Raw genomic sequence first — 18129 nt, forward strand, 5'->3', positions numbered from 1 at the left:
GTCACGGTAAGCCCGGCGCGGCCCCACGGCCCCACAGGCACGCGGTGCGGGCCGAGACCGTGACGAACACCGCTCGTCTCAGCGGCGCGGCGTCAGGGCGGTGACGCCGTCGGGCAGCGGCTCGAGGCCGGAGGCGGAGGAGGTGAGCTGGGTCCAGGCCATGAGGTGGGGACCGAGGTCGGTCGTGTTGGGCGACCACGACGCGCGCACCTCGATCTCGACGTCCTGGTCGCGCAGGACGAGCCCGCCGAAGCTCTCCGACAGCACGCGGGTGACCGTGCCGGACAGGGAGTGGTAGCCGGCGCCGGCGGACGCGAGGGCGTCGGTGAGCCACGCCCAGCCGACCTCACCGAGGAGCGGGTCGGCACCGAGCTCGTCCTCCAGCCGCGCGCGCGCCATGACGATGACCCGGAAGGTCCCGTTCCAGGCGCTCTGCCCCTCGGGGTCGTGGAGCACGACGAAGCGACCGCTGCCGAGGAGCGTCTCGGGCTCCGCCGTCGGGTTGACCTCGGCGGTGAGCGCCAGGGCGTAGGGGGCGATCCGCGTGGGGGCGGGGACCTCCTCCAGGCGCACCTCGGGCCGCTGGCGGAGCCCGCGCAGACTGAGGAGCGCCTCCTCGAATGCGGGCGGAACCTGCGCACCGTCGCTGTTCACGCCCCCAGGCTAGGGCGGCACGCCCCGAACGCGGCCGTGGCGCGCCGGTAGACTCACCGGGCCCCCCGCCGCCCAACCCCGGAGGAGCGCCCGTGGCCGACTTCCGTCCCGTCCTGCTCGGCACCGACCTTGGCGTGTACTCGATCGCCCGCTCGTTCCACGAGGCGTACGGCGTCCGCTCGATCGTCGTGTCCAACCAGAGCCGCGGGCCGGTCGACCACTCCCGCATCCTCGACAACGTCCTCGTCGGGGCGGGTGCGAGCGAGGACCAGACCGTCGCGGCCCTCGTCGACGTCGCGCGCCGGCACGCCGGCACCCCGCTCCTGCTCCTCGTCAACGCCGAGCACGAGGTCGAGATGCTCGTGCGCCACCGCGCGGTCCTCGAGGAGCACTACGTCATCCCCTACGCCGCCAACGAGGTGCTCACGGCCGCGGGGGACAAGGAGGTGCTGGCCGCTGCCTGCGAGCGGCTCGGGATCGCGACGCCGGCCACCCGCGCCGTCGACCTCTCGTCGGCCGACGACGGCGGGTGGGCGCCGCCGCGGCTCGACCTCACCTTCCCCGTCGTGCTCAAGCCGGCCGTCAGCGCCGAGCACCTCCTCCTGTCCTACGAGGGCAAGCGCAAGGTCTACAGCGCGGCCACCCAGGCGGAGGCCGACGCCGTGCTGCGCCGCCTCGCCACGGCGGGGCTGCGCGACGTCGTCCTCGTCCAGGAGCTCATCCCCGGTGACGACACCCAGGGCCGCACCGTCACCTGCTACGTCGACCGCTCCGGTGAGGTGACGCTCATGGCGTCGGGGCAGCTGCTCCTCCAGCTGCACGCGCCGACGATGATCGGGAACTCGGCGACGATCCTCACCGAGGCGCAGCCGCAGATCGAGGCGCAGGCCGCGGCGATCCTCGGTGAGCTCGGGTTCACCGGCTTCGCGAACTTCGACGTCAAGGTTGACCCGCGCGACGGCCGCGCGCACTTCCTCGACCTCAACCCGCGCATCGGGCGACCGAACTACTACCTCAACGTCGCGGGACGGAACCCGGCCCGCGCCGTCGTCGCGGACTTCGCGGCCGAGCTCGGCACGGCTCCCGCGTCCGGGCCGCTGTACCGGCCCGAGCAGGAGCTCGGGGTCTACTCCTACCTGCCGTGGCGGCTCGTGCGCCGCTACCTCACCGAGCCCGAGCTGCGGCGTCGCGTGGGGCGTGTCCACCGCACGCGCCGCTTCACCCACCCGCTCGCCTACCCGCTCGACCGGGACCCGCGCCGCGGCTTCTACCGCGCCGCCTCCACGGTCAACCTCGTGCGCGACTTCAAGGAGCACTACCCGGAGCCCACGCCCACCGGCCTGTGAGTTCGCCCGCCCGCGTCCCTCTCTCCTTCGCCGACAGCTGAGTTGTTACTCGTCGGGGAGGAACAACTCAGCTCTCGGCGGGGAGGGGGCGGTAGGTCGTCACCGTCACGGACACGGTGACGTCGACGGCGTCGGGGAGGGCCGCGACGGCAGCGGCGAGCGTGTCCCGGTCGACGTGGTGGGCGCTGGGGCCCATGAGCGCCTCGAGGGTGACGTCCTCGCGGGTCATCGCCGCGCGGTACCGCACCGCCCGCTCCTCGACGACGGCGAAGTCCGCGAGCTGCCGGGCGAGCCGGTCCGCCTTGTCCGGCGCGACGCCGATCATCCCGAGCGGCCCGATGATCTCCGTCAGGTGGTCCTGCGCCGGGGCGACGACGACGAGCCGCCCCTCCGGCGCGAGCACCCGGGCGATCTCCGGGGCGTTGCGGGGCCCGAAGACGCTGAGCACCGCCGCGGCCGAGCCGGTGGCGAGCGGCAGGCGCTGCCAGACGTCGGCGCGCACCGCCGCGAGGCGCGGGTGGGCGCGGGCGGCGCGGCGGGCGGCGTAGGGGGAGAGCTCGACGTCGAGCCCGACGGCGCGAGGGAGCGCGTCGAGCACCGCGGCGAGGTAGTAGCCGGTGCCGCCCGCGAGGTCGACGACGAGGGGCGGGACGCCGTCGTCGTCGACTGCCGGGACGGTGCCCACCGCCCGGGCGAGGGAGCCGGCGATCGGCGCGTAGTGCCCGCGGCCGAGGAAGGCCTCGCGGGCGGCGACCATGTCCGCGGTGTCGCCCTGGCCGGCGCGGCTCCCGCCCGCCAGGAGGGTGAGGTAGCCCTGCCGGGCGAGGTCGAAGCCGTGGCCCTCGGCGCAGCGCGCGCTCCGGTCCGTCCGCGTGAGCGGGCCCGCGCACACCGGGCAGCGCAGGTGCGGCAGGACGAGGTCGATGCGCGGGTTCTCCATGACGGCCGCCAGCCTATGGGGTCGCCTAGAGTTGTCCGGTGCTCATCCTCCTGCCGCCCTCGGAGTCCAAGTCCACCCGCAGCAGGGGCAAGCCGGCCGACCCGGCCGAGCTGAGCTTCCGCGAGCTCGTCGGCCCGCGCCGCACGGTCGCGGCCGAGCTCGCCGCCGTCAGCGCCCGCCCGGACGCCCTCGAGGTGCTCGGTGTCGGCGCAAGCCTGGCCGAGGAGGTCGCCGGCAACCTCCGCCTCGACACCGCACCCGCGCTGCCGGTGCGCGAGCTGTACACCGGCGTCCTCTACGACGCCCTCGACCTCGCCGGGATGGACACCGCCGCCCGGCGCCGGGCCGGCCGGTGGCTCGTCGTCGTCTCCGCGCTCCACGGCGTCCTGCGCCTCGGCGACCGCGTCGCCCCCTACCGCCTCGCGATGAACGTCACGCTGCCCGGCACCGGCCCGCTCGCCCGCTTCTGGCGCGAGCACCTCGACGCGACGCTGACGACGGCGGCCGGTGACGGCGTCGTCGTCGACTGCCGGTCCTCCACCTACGCGGCCGCCGGGTCCCCGCGCGGCGCCGCGGCCGAGAGGTGGGTCCAGGTCCGCGTGCCGGGCGCGAGCCACATGGCCAAGCACACCCGCGGGCTCGTCGCCGGCCACCTGTGCCGCACCGGCGCGACGCCGCGCACCCCCGAGCAGCTGGCCGAGGAGCTGGCGGGGGACTTCACCGTCGTCGGCCTCACCGGGCCCGCGCGCCCGGGGAAGGCGTGGGTGCTGGACGTCACCGCGGAATAGAAGCGGGCGGTCCCGGTTGGACCCCGGTAGACCACCCCCTCGACGAAAGGTGCCCGATGCCTCTCCCGCTATCCATCCTCGACCTCGCCACCGTGGGCCGTAGCCAGACCGTCGCCGAGTCCCTCGCCGGGACCGTCGCCCTGGCGCAGAAGGCCGAGGAGACGGGCTACACGCGGGTCTGGTACGCCGAGCACCACAACATGGCCGCCATCGCGTCCTCGGCCACGTCCGTGCTCATCGCGCACGTCGCCGCACACACGAGGACGATCCGCCTCGGCTCGGGCGGCGTCATGCTCCCCAACCACTCGCCGCTGACGATCGCCGAGCAGTACGGCACCCTCGAGACGCTCCACCCGGGCCGCATCGACCTCGGCCTGGGCCGCGCGCCGGGCACCGACCAGAACACGATGCGCGCCCTGCGCCGGGACAACAGCTCCGCCGACACCTTCCCCGAGGACGTCCTCGAGCTCCAGGGCTACCTCCAGGGCCAGTCGCGCATCCCGGGCGTGGACGCCTACCCCGGCAAGGGCACCGACGTCCCGCTCTACATCCTCGGCTCCTCGCTCTTCGGCGCCGGGCTCGCCGCCACGCTCGGCCTGCCCTACGCCTTCGCCTCGCACTTCGCGCCCGCCGCGCTGCACGAGGCCATCGCGCTGTACCGGCGTGAGTTCGAGCCCTCCGCACAGCTCGACAAGCCGCACGTCATCGCCGCCTACAACGTCGTCGCCGCGGACCAGCAGGCCGACGCCGAGCGCCAGCAGCAGGAGGTCATGCGCGGCCGCGTCGCGCTGCTCCTGCGCCCGGGCACCGAGTACACCGACGAGCAGGCCGACGCGCTCCTCGCCTCGCCCCAGGGCCGCCACCTCACGCAGATGATGACCTACAGCGCCGTCGGCACCCCCGACGTCGTGCGCGACAAGGTGACCGAGTTCGCCGAGCAGACCGGCGCCGACGAGATCATCGTCGCCCACCAGGGCCCCACGGTGGAGGAGCGGCTGCGCTCCGCCGAGCTGCTCGCCGAGGCCTACCTCACCTGAGCGGAACGGCCCGCCTGCCGTGCGTCGCCCCCTCCCGCACCTAGGGTGGGGGGCGACGCGAAAGGGGATGAGGTGGAGCACAGCATCAGGCTCGTGCCGCTGGACGACGGCGAGTTCGCCGCGATGACGGCGGACGTCGACCTCCCGGTGGAGCAGTCCCTCGCCTGGGACGCCTACGACCGCGCCGTTCCCGGACGGCGGCCGTGGAAGCGCTTCGCCTTCCTCGTCGACGAGGAGCCGGCCGCGGTCGTCGCCCTCTCGGAGTACCTCGGGCGCGGCTTCCACTACCTGTGGGCCAAGCACGGGCCGGTCTGGCTCACCGAGCCGACGCCGGAGCTCGAGCGCGCCCTGCGCGAGCGGCTGGTCACCGGCGTGCGCGCCGTCGACCCGCGGCTCGTCTTCGTGCGCCTCCACGCCGCCCACCCCGCCGAGGACCTCCACCCCCTGCTCCAGTCGGTCACCTACGACCGCACCGTCGTCGTCGAGCTCGACGGGCGCACCGACGACGAGCTGCTCGCCGGCATGAAGAAGCGCGGCCGCCGCGACCTGCGCAAGGGCCTGCGCGAGCAGCCCGTCGAGTGCACCGAGGAAACCGGCGCCGCGGACTTCACGCCCTTCTACGAGGTGCTGCGCGAGACCGCCGAGCGCGACGGCTTCGGCGTCCACCCGATGAGCGTCTACACGACCATGCTCGACGCCCTCGGCCCGCAGCACGCGCGCCTGTTCGTCGGGCGGCACGACGGCGAGCTCCAGGCCTGGGTCATCGTCACCGTCCACGACGGCCTCGCCACCGCCTACTACGCCGCGAGCACCGCCGCCGGCCGCGTCCACGACGCGCCCACGCAGCTGTACTGGCACATCATCCGCACGCTGCGCGACGAGGGGGCCCACAGCTTCGACTTCATGGGCATCGGCTCCGAGCTCGCCCCCTCGCTCGAGGCGCTGACGACGATGAAGACGAAGTTCAACCCCGAGCCCACGGAGGTCGCCCCGGCCTGGGACGTCCCCGTCCGCCCCTGGACCTACACCGCGCTGACCAAGGCCCTGGCCGCCAAGCGTGGTGCCGTCGCGACCGCCCGTCGCGCGGTGCCCGCCGCACGCCGCGTCATCAGCCGCGAGGAGGAGACTGCGTGACCCTGCGCCCCGTCGACGACACCACCTACACCGCCCTGGCCGCGGGCACCCCGCTGCCCGTCGAGCAGGCGCCCGTGTGGGCCGACTTCGACGCCGTCGTCCCCGGCCGCTCCCACTGGGGCCGGCTCGCCTTCGACGACGACGGCGCCACGGCCGCCGTCGTCACCCTCGCCGAGGTCCGTGGTCCGGGCGGCTTCCGGTACCTGTGGGCGAAGAACGGGCCGGTGTGGCTCGTGGAGCCGACCCCGGAGCGGGAGGCAGCGCTGCGCCGCGAGCTGGGGGAGCGGCTGCGCCGTCTCGACCCGCGGCTGGTGTTCGTCCGCCTCCACGCGCGCCACGAGGCACCGGACCTGCGCCCGGTCATGCAGGGCATCACCTACGACCGCACGGTTGTCGTCGACCTCGAGCGCAGCGAGGACGAGGTCTTCGCCGCGATGAAGCAGCAGGGCCGCCGCGCCATCCGCAAGGCGCTCAAGGACGAGTCCCTCACCGTGGGCGAGGAGACCGGCCTGGACGAGGCCGCCTTCGCCGAGCTCTACGACGTCTTCGTCGAGACGGGCGAGCGCGAGGGCTTCGGGCCCCACCCCGCGCGGCGCTACCTCGACATGCTCTCCACCCTCGGCCCCGAGCACGCCCGCGTGTTCGTCACGCGCCGCGAAGGGCGTGCCCTCGCCTGGGCGCTGGTCCTCGTCAACGACGGTGCCGCGCTCTACTCGGTGGGCGCGTCGAACTCCGAGGCGCGCGGGGCCTACGCCGCCGACCTCCTCCACTGGGAGGTCATCCGCACGCTGCTCGCCGAGGGCGTGCGCTCCTACGACCTCGCCGGCGCCGGCTCCGAGCGCTTCCCGGGGCTGTCCGGGCTCACGCAGTTCAAGACGAAGTTCGAGAAGGAGATCAGCGAGGTTTCCCCGGCCTGGGACATGCCCCTCCACCCGCGCGCCTACGCGGCGCTGGTCAAGGCGCTGGAGACCAAGCGCCGCGCGACTGCAAAGCTCAGCGAGCTGAAGCACCGCGCCCGCGCCTAACTGCCCCACCCCGCCCCACCCCCTCGCACATATGCGGGAAAAGTACGGCCGTTCGGGCGACTCGGCTGCAGGTATCCCGCATATGCGGGTGGGGGAGGGGTCAGCCGACGATGCTGGATCCGGTGTAGAGGTGGAGGACCGGCACTCCTAGGGCCTCGCGCGCGCGGCTCGCCCAGTCCCGGCGGAGGGTGTCGTCGAGGAGCTTGGGGGTCGTCACGACGACGACCTCGACGGCCCCGTGGTTCGCCACCGCCTGGCTGAGGGCGGGCAGCGGGTCGTCGGCGACGACGACGCCGTCCGCCGTCGCCCCAGCGGCCTCGAGCAGCGCGAGGGACAGGCGCAGCGCCTCGGCCGCCTCGGTCCGTGCCGCACGGTCGTCGGGGTCGCGGGTGCTGATGTCGTGCCACAGCCGGCGCAGGTCGAGCAGGCCGAGGTCGTTGACGACCTCCTGAAGGACGTTGTGGTCGGTGTCCGCGGGGACGAGCACCTCGAAGCGCACGTCGCGGCCGGCGTAGGTCTCGACGATCTGCGCGACGTCGGTGTCGAGGAGGGTGTCCTCGGTCAGGATGACGACGGTCTGCGTCACGTGTTCCTCCAGGTGGTCTCGGCTGGGACGCACCTCCGGTCGCGCCGGGGCGTGACGGAGGTGCTCCCAGCCGACCCTATGTGCGTCCCAGGCGGATGGCGCCTCAGACGCGGAGGACGACGACGTCGTGGCCCGGGAGGGTCAGCGTCTCGCCGTCCGTGGTGGCCTCGCCCGTCCAGGAGAGGACGACCTCGCGGACGTGGCCGCGCACGCGGACCTCGCGCGGCTCCTCCTCGAGGTTGGCGATGATGGCGATCGAGCCGCGGTACATGCCGATCCAGGCGCCGTCGTCGCAGGTCGTCACGCCGGTGTCGACGCGCACGCCGCTGGCGATGTCCGTCTCCGCGTGCCGCAGCGCGATGAGGCCGCGGTAGAAGGCGAGGAGCCGGGCGTGCCGCTCCTGGCCGGGCTCGGACCAGTCGAGGCGGCTCGCCTCGACGGTGGCCGGGGACTGGGGGTCGGGCACCTCGACGTCGCCGCCGTAGACCTCCTCCCAGCCGTGGGAGGCGAACTCCTCGCGCCGGCCCTTGCGGATGGCCTCGGCGAGCTCGGGCTCGGCGTGGTCGGTGAAGTACTGGAAGGGGGTGGTCGCGCCCCACTCCTCACCCATGAAGAGCATGGGGGTGTAGGGGCCGAGGATCGTGAGCGCGGCCGAGACGGCGAGCTGGCCGTCGGTGAGCGCGCGGCTGGGGCGGTCGCCGATGGCGCGGTTGCCCACCTGGTCGTGGTTCTGGCTGAAGACGACGAAGCGGCGGGTGTCGACCTCTGCCGGGACGGGCGCGCCCCAGACCTTGCCGCGGAACTCGGAGTACGTGCCGGCGTGGACGAAGGTCTCGGCGAGCGCGGTCCGCAGGGTCTCGGTGGTCCCGAAGCTCACGTAGTAGCCGTGCTGCTCGCCGGTGAGGCGGGCGTGCAGGGCGTGGTGCACGTCGTCGTCCCACTGCGCCGTCATCCCCAGCCCGCCCTCGGCGGTGGGGGTGACCATGCGGGCGTCGTTGAGGTCGGACTCGGCGATGAGGGACAGCGGCCGGCCCACCTCCTGCTCGAGCTCGGCGACGGCGTCGGACAGCTCCGCGAGGACGTGCTGGGGGGAGTCGTCGATGAGCGCGTGGACGGCGTCGAGCCGCAGGGCGTCGAGGCGGAAGTCGCGCAGCCAGCGCAGCGCGTTCTCGACGACGTACTGCCGCACCGGGCCGGCGTCGGGGCCGTCGAGGTTGACGGCCGAGCCCCACGGCGTCTCGTGCCGGTCGGTGAAGTACGGCCCGAAGGGCCCGAGGTAGTTCCCGGACGGGCCGAGGTGGTTGTAGACGACGTCGAGGCACACGGCCAGGCCGCGGGAGTGGGCGGCGTCGACGAAGCGCTGCAGCGCCTCCGGCCCGCCGTAGGGGTGGTGGACCGCGTACAGCGCGACGCCGTCGTAGCCCCAGCCGTGCTGCCCGGGGAAGGCGGCGACGGGCATGAGCTCGACCATGTCGACGCCGAGCTCGGCGAGGTGGTCGAGCCGCTCGATCGCGGCGTCGAGCGTGCCCTCGGGGGTGAAGGTGCCGACGTGGAGCTCGTAGACCACCGCGCCGAGGCTCGATCGGCCCTTCCAGTGCTCGGCCTGCCACTCGTGCGTGGCCGGGTCGAACACCCGGGAGGGGCCGTGGACCCCGTGCGGCTGCCACGCGCTGCGCGGGTCGGGCAGGCCGGGGCCACCGTCGAGGTGGAGCAGGTAGTCCGTGCCGTGGGCGAGCGGCTCTGGGGTGGCCCACCAGCCGTCCTCGCGCGCCTCGAGCGGGCGGCGCTCGGCGCCGTCGTCGTCCGGACCGGACGGGAGGCTGATCTCGACGGTGCGGGCGGCGGGCGCCCAGACGGTGAGCGGCTCAGTCATCGGCTCTCTCCAGCAGTGCGACGGGGTGAGGGTCGAGGAGGTCGGCGAGGCGGCACGAGCCACCGGGCACCTCGCGCCCGGTGAGGACGTCGCGCCACCGGCCCTCGGGCAGGACGACGCTGTGCTCACCGAAGCCGCCGAGGGCGTCGAGACCGCGCGCGAGCCGGGTGACGACCGTGACCGCACGCGGGCCGGAGTCGTCCCCGCGGGCGAAGGCGATCGCGTGACCGGTGGACGTCGGCAGCGGCAGGTACTGCGAGGACGCGCCGACGAAGGCCGCGGCCTCCCGGCGGCGCAGGCGCAGGGCCCGGGCGGTGAGAGCGAGCTTGACCTCGTCCAGCGTGCCCGGCGTGGCGCCGTCGTCGAGGCGGTCCAGCTGCCGCGCCAGCTCGGTGAAGTCGACCGGGCGGCGGTTGTCCGGGTCCACCAGTGACGTGCGGGTCACCTCGGTGCCCTGGTAGACGTCGGCGACGCCGAGCACGGTGAGCTGGAGCAGCTTGCTGCCGAGCACCGCGGCGCGCACGGCGTCCGCCGTCGTCCGCTCCCACTCGGTGAGGGCCTCGACGACGGCCGGGTGCTCGAGCAGCGCGGCCGCGTAGCCGAGGAGGGCGTCCTCGCGGGCGGTGTCGGGGTCGGTCCACGTCGTCCAGGACTTCTGCTCGCGCACCGCCTTGACGAGGTAGCCGCGCAGGCGGTCGGCAGTCATCGGGTCGGAGTCGGTCCACGTCCCGACGAGGACCTGCCACAGGAGGTTCTCGGCGCGGCCGTCGAGGTCCGCGGGCCGGATGTCGGCCGTCGCCTCGCGCAGGCGGCGCACCAGCGCCAGCCACTCCTCGGCGTACTCCGACAGGACCCCGATGCGGGCGCGGACGTCCTCCCCACGCTTGGTGTCGTGGGTGCTGCCGGCCGTCATCGTCGCCGGGTGCGCCGTGATGGTCTGGGCGACCCACGCGTGCAGCTCGTCGACGCTGATCCCGAAGCGGCGGGGCGACCCACCGACCTCGCACAGGCTCACGAGGTGGGTCCACCGGTAGTAGGCGGTGTCCTCCACGCCCTTGGCCATGACGGCGCCGCAGGTCTGCTGGAAGCGGACGATGAGCTCGGCGCGGCGGGCGTCCTGGGTGCGGCCGGCGCTGCCGACCTCGCGGCCCAGGACCAGGTCGACGACGACGTCCAGCGTCTCGTGACGGTCCTCGTCCAGCCGGGCGCGGGCCTCCTCGGCGGCCTCGCGCACGACCCGCTCGCTCATCTGCGGTGCCGGCTCGCCGGGGACGACGTAGGCGCGGTAGCGGTCGAAGGCGACGAGGAGCTCGACGACGCAGTCCTCGAGGGACCGGTAGGTGTGGTCGCGCAGGCGCACGTCCTCGTCGCACAGCTCGCGCAGGATGGTCGCGAGGCGGTGGACCTCGGCGTACAGGGAGGTGCTGATGATCTGGCGCTTGGCGTCGGTGATCATCTCCGCCAGCTCGCCGCGTGAGTCGCCGGCGATCTCGGTCATCGCGGTGCCCAGCGCGCCGGAGCCCGCCGGGTCGGTGAGGACGGAGTTGATCCGCCAGGCGGCGTCGTAGCCGGTGGTGCCGGCCGCGGGCCAGTCCGGGGCGAGGGTCTCCTCGCCCTCGAGGATCTTCTCCGCCACCACCCACGCGCCGCCGGTGGCCTCGTCGAGCCGCTCGAAGTAGCCGCGCGGGTCGGCCAGGCCGTCGGGGTGGTCGATGCGCAGGGCGTCGACGTGGCCCGAGCGCATGAGGTCGAGGAGCAGGGCGTGGCTGGCGTCGAAGACCTCGGGGTCCTCGACGCGCAGGGCGGCGAGGGTGTCGACGTCGAAGAAGCGGCGGTAGTTGAGCTCCTCGTCGGCCACCCGCCAGTAGGAGAGCCGGTAGAACTGCCGCTCGAGCAGCTCGGCCAGCGGCAGGTGCTCGGTGCTGGGCCGGACCGGGAAGGTGTGCTCGTAGTAGCGCAGCACGGGCTGCTCGCCGAGCTCGGGCTCGGAGGGCACGACCATCTGCTCGACCCGCAGCTCACCGCCGGCGAGCGCGGCACCGACCCGCTCGCCGAGCACCGGCATGAGGATGCCGGGACGCTCGGAGCCGAGGTCGACGTCGAACCACCCGGCGTACGGGGAGTCCGGCCCGTCCTTGAGGACCGACCACAGGGCGCGGTTGTGCCAGGTGGGCGTCGGGACGGCCATGTGGTTGGGCACGACGTCGACGACGACTCCCAGCCCGGCCTCGTGCGCCGTCGTGCACAGCCGCTCCAGGCCCTCCCGGCCGCCCATGACGGCCGAGATGCGGGTGTGGTCGACGACGTCGTAGCCGTGCGTCGAGCCGGGAGCCGCCTCGAGGACCGGGGAGAGGTACAGGTCGGTGACGCCGAGCCCGGCCAGGTAGGGCACGAGCCGCTCGGCGTCGGCGAAGCTGAGGTCCGGCCCGAGCTGGAGCCGGTAGGTGCTCACCGGCAGGCGGTGGCCCGGCGAGGGCAGGTGGCGGGAGGCGGCGGTGGGCAGCGTGCTCACGCCTCCTCCTCGCGGGGGCACACGAGGATGACGGTGTTGTGGGGCAGGACCTCGAGGGTGTCCCCGGGGTGGTAGTCCCCGTTCTCCGTGTGCGTGGGGTCGGTGTTGATCGCCATGCGCCACACCGTCCCGAAGCCCTGGTCGGGGATGGTGAAGGTGACGGGCTCGGCGGCCGCGTTGAGCATGACGAGCAGGTTGTCGTCCGTCACCCGCTCACCCCGGCCGTCGGGCTCGGGGATGGCGTCACCGTTGTAGAAGATGGAGATCGAGCGGGCGTGGGACTGGTCCCAGTCCTCGTCCTCCATCGGATCAGCCGTGGGCTTGAGCCACGCGATCTCCCCGACGTCGGACTGGCCGCCGTGGCCGGGGTCGCCGGCGAAGAACCGGCGACGGCGCAGCACCGGGTGGGACTTGCGGAACTCGACCATCCGCTGGGCGAAGTCGAGCAGGTGCTCCTGCTCTTCGCTGAGGGCCCAGTCCACCCACGCCAGCTCGTTGTCCTGGCAGTAGACGTTGTTGTTGCCCTGCTGCGTGCGGCCGAGCTCGTCACCGTGCGCGATCATCGGCACGCCCTGGGAGAAGAGGAGCGTGGCGAGGAAGTTGCGGTGCCGGCGCAGCCGCAGCGCGCGGACCTCGGCGTCGTCGGTCTCACCCTCCGCGCCGCTGTTCCACGAGCGGTTGTGCTCCTCGCCGTCGTTGTTGTCCTCGCCGTTGGCCTCGTTGTGCTTCTCGTTGTAGGAGACGAGGTCGCGCATCGTGAAGCCGTCGTGGGCGGTGACGAAGTTGATCGAGGCCATCGGACGGCGGCCGGAGTGCTCGTAGAGGTCGGCCGAGCCGGTGATCCGGCTGGCGAACTCCGCGAGGGTCGCGGGCTCCCCGCGCCAGTAGTCACGCACGGTGTCGCGATAGCGCCCGTTCCACTCGGTCCACAGCGGGGGGAACCCGCCGACCTGGTAGCCGCCCTCGCCGAGGTCCCACGGCTCGGCGATGAGCTTGACCTGGGAGATGACCGGGTCCTGCTGGATGATGTCGAAGAAGGACGAGAGCCGGTCGACGGCGTGCAGCTCCCGGGCCAGGGTCGAGGCGAGGTCGAAGCGGAAGCCGTCGACGTGCATCTCGGTGATCCAGTACCGCAGCGAGTCCATGATCATCTGGAGCGTGTGCGGGGAGCGCATGAGCAGGGAGTTGCCCGTGCCGGTCGTGTCGAAGTAGTGCGCCTCGTCACCCTCGACGAGCCGGTAGTACGAGGCGTTGTCGATGCCCTTGAAGGACAGCGTCGGGCCCAGGTGGTTGCCCTCGGCCGTGTGGTTGTAGACGACGTCGAGGATGACCTCGATGTTGGCCTCGTGCAGGGCCTTGACCATCATCTTGAACTCCTGCACCTGCTGCCCGGCCCCACCGAGGGAGCTGTAGGCGTTGTGCGGGGCGAAGAAGCCGATGGTGTTGTAGCCCCAGTAGTTGCTCAGCCCCTTCTCCTGAAGGTGCGGGTCGTTGACGAACTGGTGCACGGGCATGAGCTCGAGGGCCGTGACGCCCAGGGCGCTGAGGTGCTCGATGACGGCCGGGTGGGCGACGCCGGCGTAGGTCCCGCGCATCTCCTCGGGGACATCGGGGTGGAGCTCGGTGAGTCCCTTGACGTGCGCCTCGTAGATGACCGAGTCGTGGTACTCGTGGCCCGGCGGGCGGTCGAACTCCCAGTCGAAGAAGGGGTTGATGACGACGGACATCATCGTGTGCGCCGCCGAGTCGTCCTCGTTGCGCTGGGCGGGGTCCTCGAACTGGTAGGAGTACAGCGAGGGGTCGGTGGTGATCTGCCCGTCGATCGCCTTGGCGTACGGGTCGAGGAGGAGCTTGGACGGGTCGCAGCGGTGCCCGTTCTCGGGGTCGTACGGACCGTGCACGCGGTACCCGTAGCGCTGCCCGGGCTGGGCGGCGCGCAGGTACCCGTGCCACACGTGGCCGTCGACCTCGGTGAGCTCGATCCGCTCCTCGTTGCCGGCCTCGTCGAAGAGGCACAGCTCGACCCGTTCCGCGACGGAGGAGTAGAGCGCGAAGTTGGTACCGGTGCCGTCGAAGGTGGCACCCAGGGGGTAAGGACGTCCAGGCCAAGGCTGCATGAGCGATAGGTTCGCATCTCTGCAGCGATTCGGCCTGCGGTGCTGGGACGTGGTCCGAGGGAGGACGCGATGCTCGATCTGTCGCCCGGTTGGCAGGTGGCCCTGGAGGTTGTGGGGTGGGTCGGTTCGGGCATCGTCGTGTGGTCGATGATGCAGCAGCGGATCCTGCGCCTGCGCGTGTACAACCTCGTCGGCTGCCTCGTCCAGGTGCTCTACAACGGGGTGCTCGGGGTGTGGCCGGTCGTCGCCCTCAACGTCGTCCTCGCCGTCGTCCAGGTGATCAACCTCACACGGCTGCTGCGCGGCCGCGAGGACCCGGCGTCCTACTCCGTGGCCGAGGTGCCGGCCCACGGACCGCTCCTCTCTCAGCTCGTCGCGCGCCACCGCGAGGACGTGGCCCGTTTCCACCCTGAGTTCCGTGCCCCCACGGAGGAGGCGGCCGCGTTCGTCGTCATGTCCGGGGACGAGGTCGCCGGGTGGGTGGTCGTCCACGACGACGACGGCGTGGCCCAGGTCGAGCTGGACTACGTCACCGAGCGCTTCCGGGACCTCTCGCCGGGCCGCTTCGTCTTCCGGCGCAGCGGGGTGCTGGCCGAGCGCGGCTACCGGGCGGTGGCCTCGGCGCCCGACACCGTGGAGCCGTACTACGAGCAGGTGGGCTTCGAGCGCCGCGGGGACCGCTACGTCCTCGACCTCACAGCCTGAGCCGGCGAACGAGCAGGGCCCCTGACCGATGGTCAGGGGCCCTGCTGCGCTGGTGGGCGATACTGGGTTCGAACCAGTGACCTCCTCGGTGTGAACGAGGCGCTCTACCACTGAGCCAATCGCCCGCGCTGGACGATGTTAGCCCACCGGCGGGCGCGTTCCCAAACCGCTCACGGGTCGAGCTCCTCCGCGGCCCGCGCCGCGTAGAGCTCCTGGACCCGCAGCGTCACCGGCCCCGGCGTGATCTCACGGCCGTCGATGCTGTCGACCGGGACGATGCCGCGGGTGGCGGAGGTCACGGCCGCGTGCTCCGCCGCGAGGAAGTCGCCCATGGGCACGACCGCCTCGCGCACCGGCAGCCCGGCCTCGGCCGCCCACTCGAGGACGAGCTCTCGGGTGACGCCCGCCAGGCAGCCGGAGGTCAGGGGAGGGGTGAGCAGCTCGCCGCCGGTCTCGAGGAAGACGTTGGACGCCGAGCCCTCGCACAGCTCGTGGCGGGTGTTGGCGAGCACCGCCTCGGTCCCGCCCTGGCGGCGGACGTGCTCGAGCGCGAGGACGTTCTCCCCGTAGGAGGTGGACTTCACCCCCACGAGCGGGGAGCGCTCGTTGCGCACCCACGGCACGACGACGACGGCGGTGCGCGGGCGCGGTCCGTCGGCTCCCGGGTGGGGGACGGCCTCGGCGGAGGCGGTGAGGAGCAGCGTGGGTGTCGCCGCGGCGCGGGTCGCCCCGGCGGGCAGCGGGCCGGCGGTCCACGTCACCCGCAGCCGGCCGCTCCCGCCCTCGAGCCGGGCGGCGAGGTCGAGGGCGGCGGAGGTGACGACGTCGGCGGGCGGGACGGGCAGGCCCGCGGTCGTGGCCGAGCGGACAAGCCGGGCCACGTGCCGGCGCAGGGCGAAGGGTCGTCCGGCGACGACGACGCAGGTGTCGAACACGCCGTCGCCCACCGTGAGGCCCCGGTCCAGGGCCGTGACGACGGGCTCCTCGGCCGGCCGGACCTCGCCGTCGAACCACACGAGAGTGCTCATGGGTGAAGCGTGCCACCAGAGGCGCCGTGGTGACCTCCCCGGTTCACCTCGTCGGGACGTGCGGGACGAGCAGAGGTCGGAGGGGAAGCGGGAAGGTCAGCGGGGCGGGGTGGAGGCGAGGGCGACGAGGCGGGACGCCTTGAGCTCGGTCTCGTGCCACTCGGCCTGCGGGTCGCTGCCCCACGTGATGCCTGCGCCGGTGCCGAAGTGGAGCGCGCCGGCGCCGGGTCCGGTAGGTGGGGTCCACCAGAAGGTGCGGATCCCGACGGCGAGCTCCGCCCGCCCGTTGTCGGCGTCGATCCAGCCGACCGCCCCGCAGTACGGGCCGCGTGGCCCCGGCTCCAGCTCGCTGATGAGTCGCAGGGCGCTCGACTTCGGGGCGCCGCTCACCGAGGCGGGCGGCAGCGTGGCGTCGAGCAGCGCCGCCCAGCCGGCGGCGTCCAGGGGGTCGCGGAGTGTGCCGCCGACCCGCGAGACGAGGTGGACGAGCCCGGGGTGCTGCTCGACGGCGCACAGGTCGAGCACCTCGACCGTGCCCGGCAGGCACACGCGCTGGAGGTCGTTGCGGACGAGGTCGGTGATCATGATGTTCTCCGCGCGGTCCTTGGCGCCGAGGTCCTCCGCCCGGGTGGCCGTGCCCTTGATCGGCCCGGACACCACCCGCCCGTCCCGGACGGAGAGGAAGAGCTCGGGGGAGGCGCTGACCACCCACACCGGACGGTCGGCCGCCCCGAGCGGGACGTGGACCGTCCCCGCGTGGGGGGCGGGGTTGCCGGCCGCGAGGACGGCGGCGAGCGCGGCGGCATCCGGCTCCGCCGTCACCGAGCCGAGCGGGGCGGACAGCACCCGGCAGATGTTGGCCTGGTAGACGTCCCCCTCGCGGACCGCCTCGCGGACCCGACGCACGGCCGCGACGTAGCCCTTCTCGTCCAGGGAGCTGCGCCAGGACGCGGGGGAGGGGCCCTCCCAGCCGGCGCGGCCGGACGGGCCAGATTCGCCCGTGGTCCTTGTCACATCGTGGACGTCGGAGGTGGCTTCGGCGAACCGCCAGCCGGTCACGGAGCCCTCGAAGTCGGCCACCACCGCCCACCACCCCGAGCTCAGCACCTCGGGGTGTTTGCGCAGGTCAGCGCACTGGACGAGGCCGCGAGCGCGGACTCCGGGGAAGTCCGCGCGGGCCTCCTGGAGGCGTCCGGAGGGGGCTGCTGAGGTCACTCTCGCCACGCTAGTGGGCGAGTTGGACGTGCGGCCCTCCCCTCGGCTAATGTTGGCAACGCCGCCGGGGAAGCCCGGCAGCAACGCGGATGTGGCTCAGTTGGTAGAGCATCACCTTGCCAAGGTGAGGGTCGCGGGTTCGAGTCCCGTCATCCGCTCGAGGTACCACCCCCCGGTGGGGCAGTACAAGCCTCAGGGTGGCGTGGCCGAGAGGCGAGGCAGCGGCCTGCAAAGCCGTATACACGGGTTCGAATCCCGTCGCCACCTCGGTTGAAGCAAGACAAGGGCGATTGGCGCAGCGGTAGCGCGCTTCCCTGACACGGAAGAGGTCACTGGTTCGATCCCAGTATCGCCCACGAGAACGAAGCCCCCGGCCAGCAGGCCGGGGGCTTCGTCGTTCCCCCGCGCGGGTCTACCGTGTCCTCCTCGCCAGGAGGAGGACCGCTGTGGACCAGGTCACGCTCTACCTCGACACCGCCCGCGCCTACACCCGTCTCGTGGCGCTGGTCCGCCCCGAGGACTGGCAGCGGCCGGCGCTCGGCGTGTGGGACGTGCGCGCCCTCGTCGGGCACACGACCCGTGCCCTCACGACCGTCGTCGACTACCTCGCGGTGCCCGAGCCCGAGGAGGGCGCCGACGTCCTCACCGCACCCGAGTACTTCGCGGCCTTCGCCGCGTCCCCGGACAAGGCCGCCGCCGACGACGCCGTGGCGGCCCGCGGGCACGCGGCCGGGGTCGAGCTCGGCCATGACCCTGCCGCGCGGACCGTCGAGCTCACCGGCGAGGTCGCCCGCGCACTGGACGGTCTGCCCGTGCAGCGCCTCGTCGCGACCCGCTTCGGCCACCTGCGGCTGGAGGAGTACCTGCGCACCCGCACCTTCGAGCTCGTCGTGCACGGCCTCGACCTCACCCGGGCGCTCGACCTGCCTGGCGTCCTCCCGTCGCCGGCCGTGGCCGGGGCGCTGGAGCTGGCGACGCAGACGGCGGTCGCGTCGGGGCACGGGCCGCAGGTCCTCGCGGCCCTCACCGGGCGGGCCCCGCTGCCGCCCGGGTTCGGCGTCCTCTGACGTGGCGCCCGGTGTGACGGCCGCGACTCCTGCAACGGATCGGTGACGATTCGGCACACGGGGCGGGACGGGGCCGGGGGCGCCCGGGCAACCTGAGTACGA

The 18129-nt window shown here is 73.3% G+C and carries 15 protein-coding genes and 4 tRNA genes; 10 read left to right on the plus strand and 9 right to left on the minus strand.

Annotated features, from left to right (window positions below):
• Positions 1-78 precede the first annotated feature (78 nt).
• Entirely contained in the window at positions 79-654 is a 576-nt protein-coding gene (locus H9624_RS02570; protein WP_251838340.1) for a DUF3000 domain-containing protein, read from the minus strand.
• Between the two features lie 92 nt (positions 655-746).
• On the opposite strand from H9624_RS02570, the gene H9624_RS02575 reads away from it, so the two are divergent.
• The gene (locus H9624_RS02575) at positions 747-2000 is read left to right on the plus strand and encodes a carboxylate--amine ligase (RefSeq protein WP_251838341.1); all 1254 of its coding nucleotides are present in this window, start codon (positions 747-749) and stop codon (positions 1998-2000) included.
• Between the two features lie 67 nt (positions 2001-2067).
• Here H9624_RS02575 and H9624_RS02580 read toward each other — a convergent pair whose 3' ends face one another.
• The gene (locus H9624_RS02580) at positions 2068-2940 is read right to left on the minus strand and encodes a putative RNA methyltransferase (protein ID WP_251838342.1); all 873 of its coding nucleotides are present in this window, start codon (positions 2938-2940) and stop codon (positions 2068-2070) included.
• A gap of 38 nt (positions 2941-2978) precedes the next feature.
• Here H9624_RS02580 and H9624_RS02585 point away from each other — a divergent pair, with 38 nt between their 5' ends.
• The 4 genes from H9624_RS02585 to H9624_RS02600 all read left to right on the plus strand — a co-directional run bounded on the left by H9624_RS02585 (position 2979) and on the right by H9624_RS02600 (position 6924).
• Positions 2979-3728 (plus strand): YaaA family protein, encoded by a 750-nt coding sequence (locus tag H9624_RS02585; RefSeq protein WP_251838343.1) that lies wholly within the window; start codon positions 2979-2981, stop codon positions 3726-3728.
• Positions 3729-3784: 56 nt separating this feature from the next.
• Positions 3785-4765 (plus strand): LLM class flavin-dependent oxidoreductase, encoded by a 981-nt coding sequence (locus H9624_RS02590; RefSeq protein WP_251838344.1) that lies wholly within the window; start codon positions 3785-3787, stop codon positions 4763-4765.
• A gap of 72 nt (positions 4766-4837) precedes the next feature.
• Positions 4838-5899 carry a lipid II:glycine glycyltransferase FemX gene (locus H9624_RS02595; RefSeq protein ID WP_251838345.1) on the plus strand — a complete coding sequence of 354 codons (1062 nt, stop codon included), beginning with the start codon at positions 4838-4840 and terminating at the stop codon, positions 5897-5899.
• Positions 5896-6924, plus strand: coding sequence for a lipid II:glycine glycyltransferase FemX (locus H9624_RS02600; RefSeq protein WP_251838346.1), 1029 nt, complete (start codon positions 5896-5898; stop codon positions 6922-6924). Before H9624_RS02595 ends, H9624_RS02600 begins: the two co-directional genes overlap by 4 nt.
• 100 nt (positions 6925-7024) lie before the next feature.
• Here the strand turns inward: H9624_RS02600 and H9624_RS02605 are convergent, their stop codons facing one another.
• The 4 genes from H9624_RS02605 to glgX all read right to left on the minus strand — a co-directional run bounded on the left by H9624_RS02605 (position 7025) and on the right by glgX (position 14012).
• Positions 7025-7510, minus strand: a complete 486-nt coding sequence (locus H9624_RS02605; protein ID WP_251838347.1) for a hypothetical protein — start codon at positions 7508-7510, stop codon at positions 7025-7027.
• Positions 7511-7613: 103 nt separating this feature from the next.
• A complete protein-coding gene (treZ, locus tag H9624_RS02610; protein ID WP_251838348.1) occupies positions 7614-9383 on the minus strand; it encodes a malto-oligosyltrehalose trehalohydrolase in 1770 nt (589 codons plus the stop codon).
• Positions 9376-11895, minus strand: a complete 2520-nt coding sequence (gene treY, locus H9624_RS02615; RefSeq protein ID WP_251838349.1) for a malto-oligosyltrehalose synthase — start codon at positions 11893-11895, stop codon at positions 9376-9378. Before treY ends, treZ begins: the two co-directional genes overlap by 8 nt.
• A complete protein-coding gene (glgX, locus tag H9624_RS02620) occupies positions 11892-14012 on the minus strand; it encodes a glycogen debranching protein GlgX (RefSeq protein WP_251838350.1) in 2121 nt (706 codons plus the stop codon). The genes treY and glgX overlap by 4 nt, the downstream gene beginning before the upstream one ends.
• 69 nt (positions 14013-14081) lie before the next feature.
• Here glgX and H9624_RS02625 point away from each other — a divergent pair, with 69 nt between their 5' ends.
• Positions 14082-14717: a hypothetical protein gene (locus H9624_RS02625; RefSeq protein ID WP_251838351.1), complete on the plus strand. Its 636-nt coding sequence runs from the start codon at positions 14082-14084 to the stop codon at positions 14715-14717.
• A gap of 50 nt (positions 14718-14767) precedes the next feature.
• Here H9624_RS02625 and H9624_RS02630 read toward each other — a convergent pair.
• The 3 genes from H9624_RS02630 to H9624_RS02640 all read right to left on the minus strand — a co-directional run bounded on the left by H9624_RS02630 (position 14768) and on the right by H9624_RS02640 (position 16969).
• A tRNA-Val gene (locus tag H9624_RS02630) sits at positions 14768-14842 on the minus strand.
• A gap of 45 nt (positions 14843-14887) precedes the next feature.
• Positions 14888-15745, minus strand: a complete 858-nt coding sequence (locus H9624_RS02635; protein WP_251838352.1) for an aminotransferase class IV — start codon at positions 15743-15745, stop codon at positions 14888-14890.
• Positions 15746-15841: 96 nt separating this feature from the next.
• Positions 15842-16969: a chorismate-binding protein gene (locus H9624_RS02640; protein ID WP_504740227.1), complete on the minus strand. Its 1128-nt coding sequence runs from the start codon at positions 16967-16969 to the stop codon at positions 15842-15844.
• Between the two features lie 76 nt (positions 16970-17045).
• On the opposite strand from H9624_RS02640, the gene H9624_RS02645 reads away from it, so the two are divergent.
• From H9624_RS02645 to H9624_RS02660, 4 genes are all read left to right on the plus strand, one after another.
• A tRNA-Gly gene (locus H9624_RS02645) sits at positions 17046-17118 on the plus strand.
• A gap of 38 nt (positions 17119-17156) precedes the next feature.
• Positions 17157-17227 (plus strand) — tRNA-Cys (locus H9624_RS02650).
• 17 nt (positions 17228-17244) lie between these two features.
• Positions 17245-17316: transfer RNA gene (locus tag H9624_RS02655), tRNA-Val, on the plus strand.
• 90 nt (positions 17317-17406) lie between these two features.
• Positions 17407-18027 (plus strand): maleylpyruvate isomerase N-terminal domain-containing protein, encoded by a 621-nt coding sequence (locus H9624_RS02660; protein ID WP_251838354.1) that lies wholly within the window; start codon positions 17407-17409, stop codon positions 18025-18027.
• Positions 18028-18129: the final 102 nt, after the last annotated feature.

The sequence above is a fragment of the Oceanitalea stevensii genome (assembly GCF_014837105.1).
Classification (GTDB): Bacteria; Actinomycetota; Actinomycetes; order Actinomycetales; family Actinomycetaceae; genus Oceanitalea; species Oceanitalea stevensii.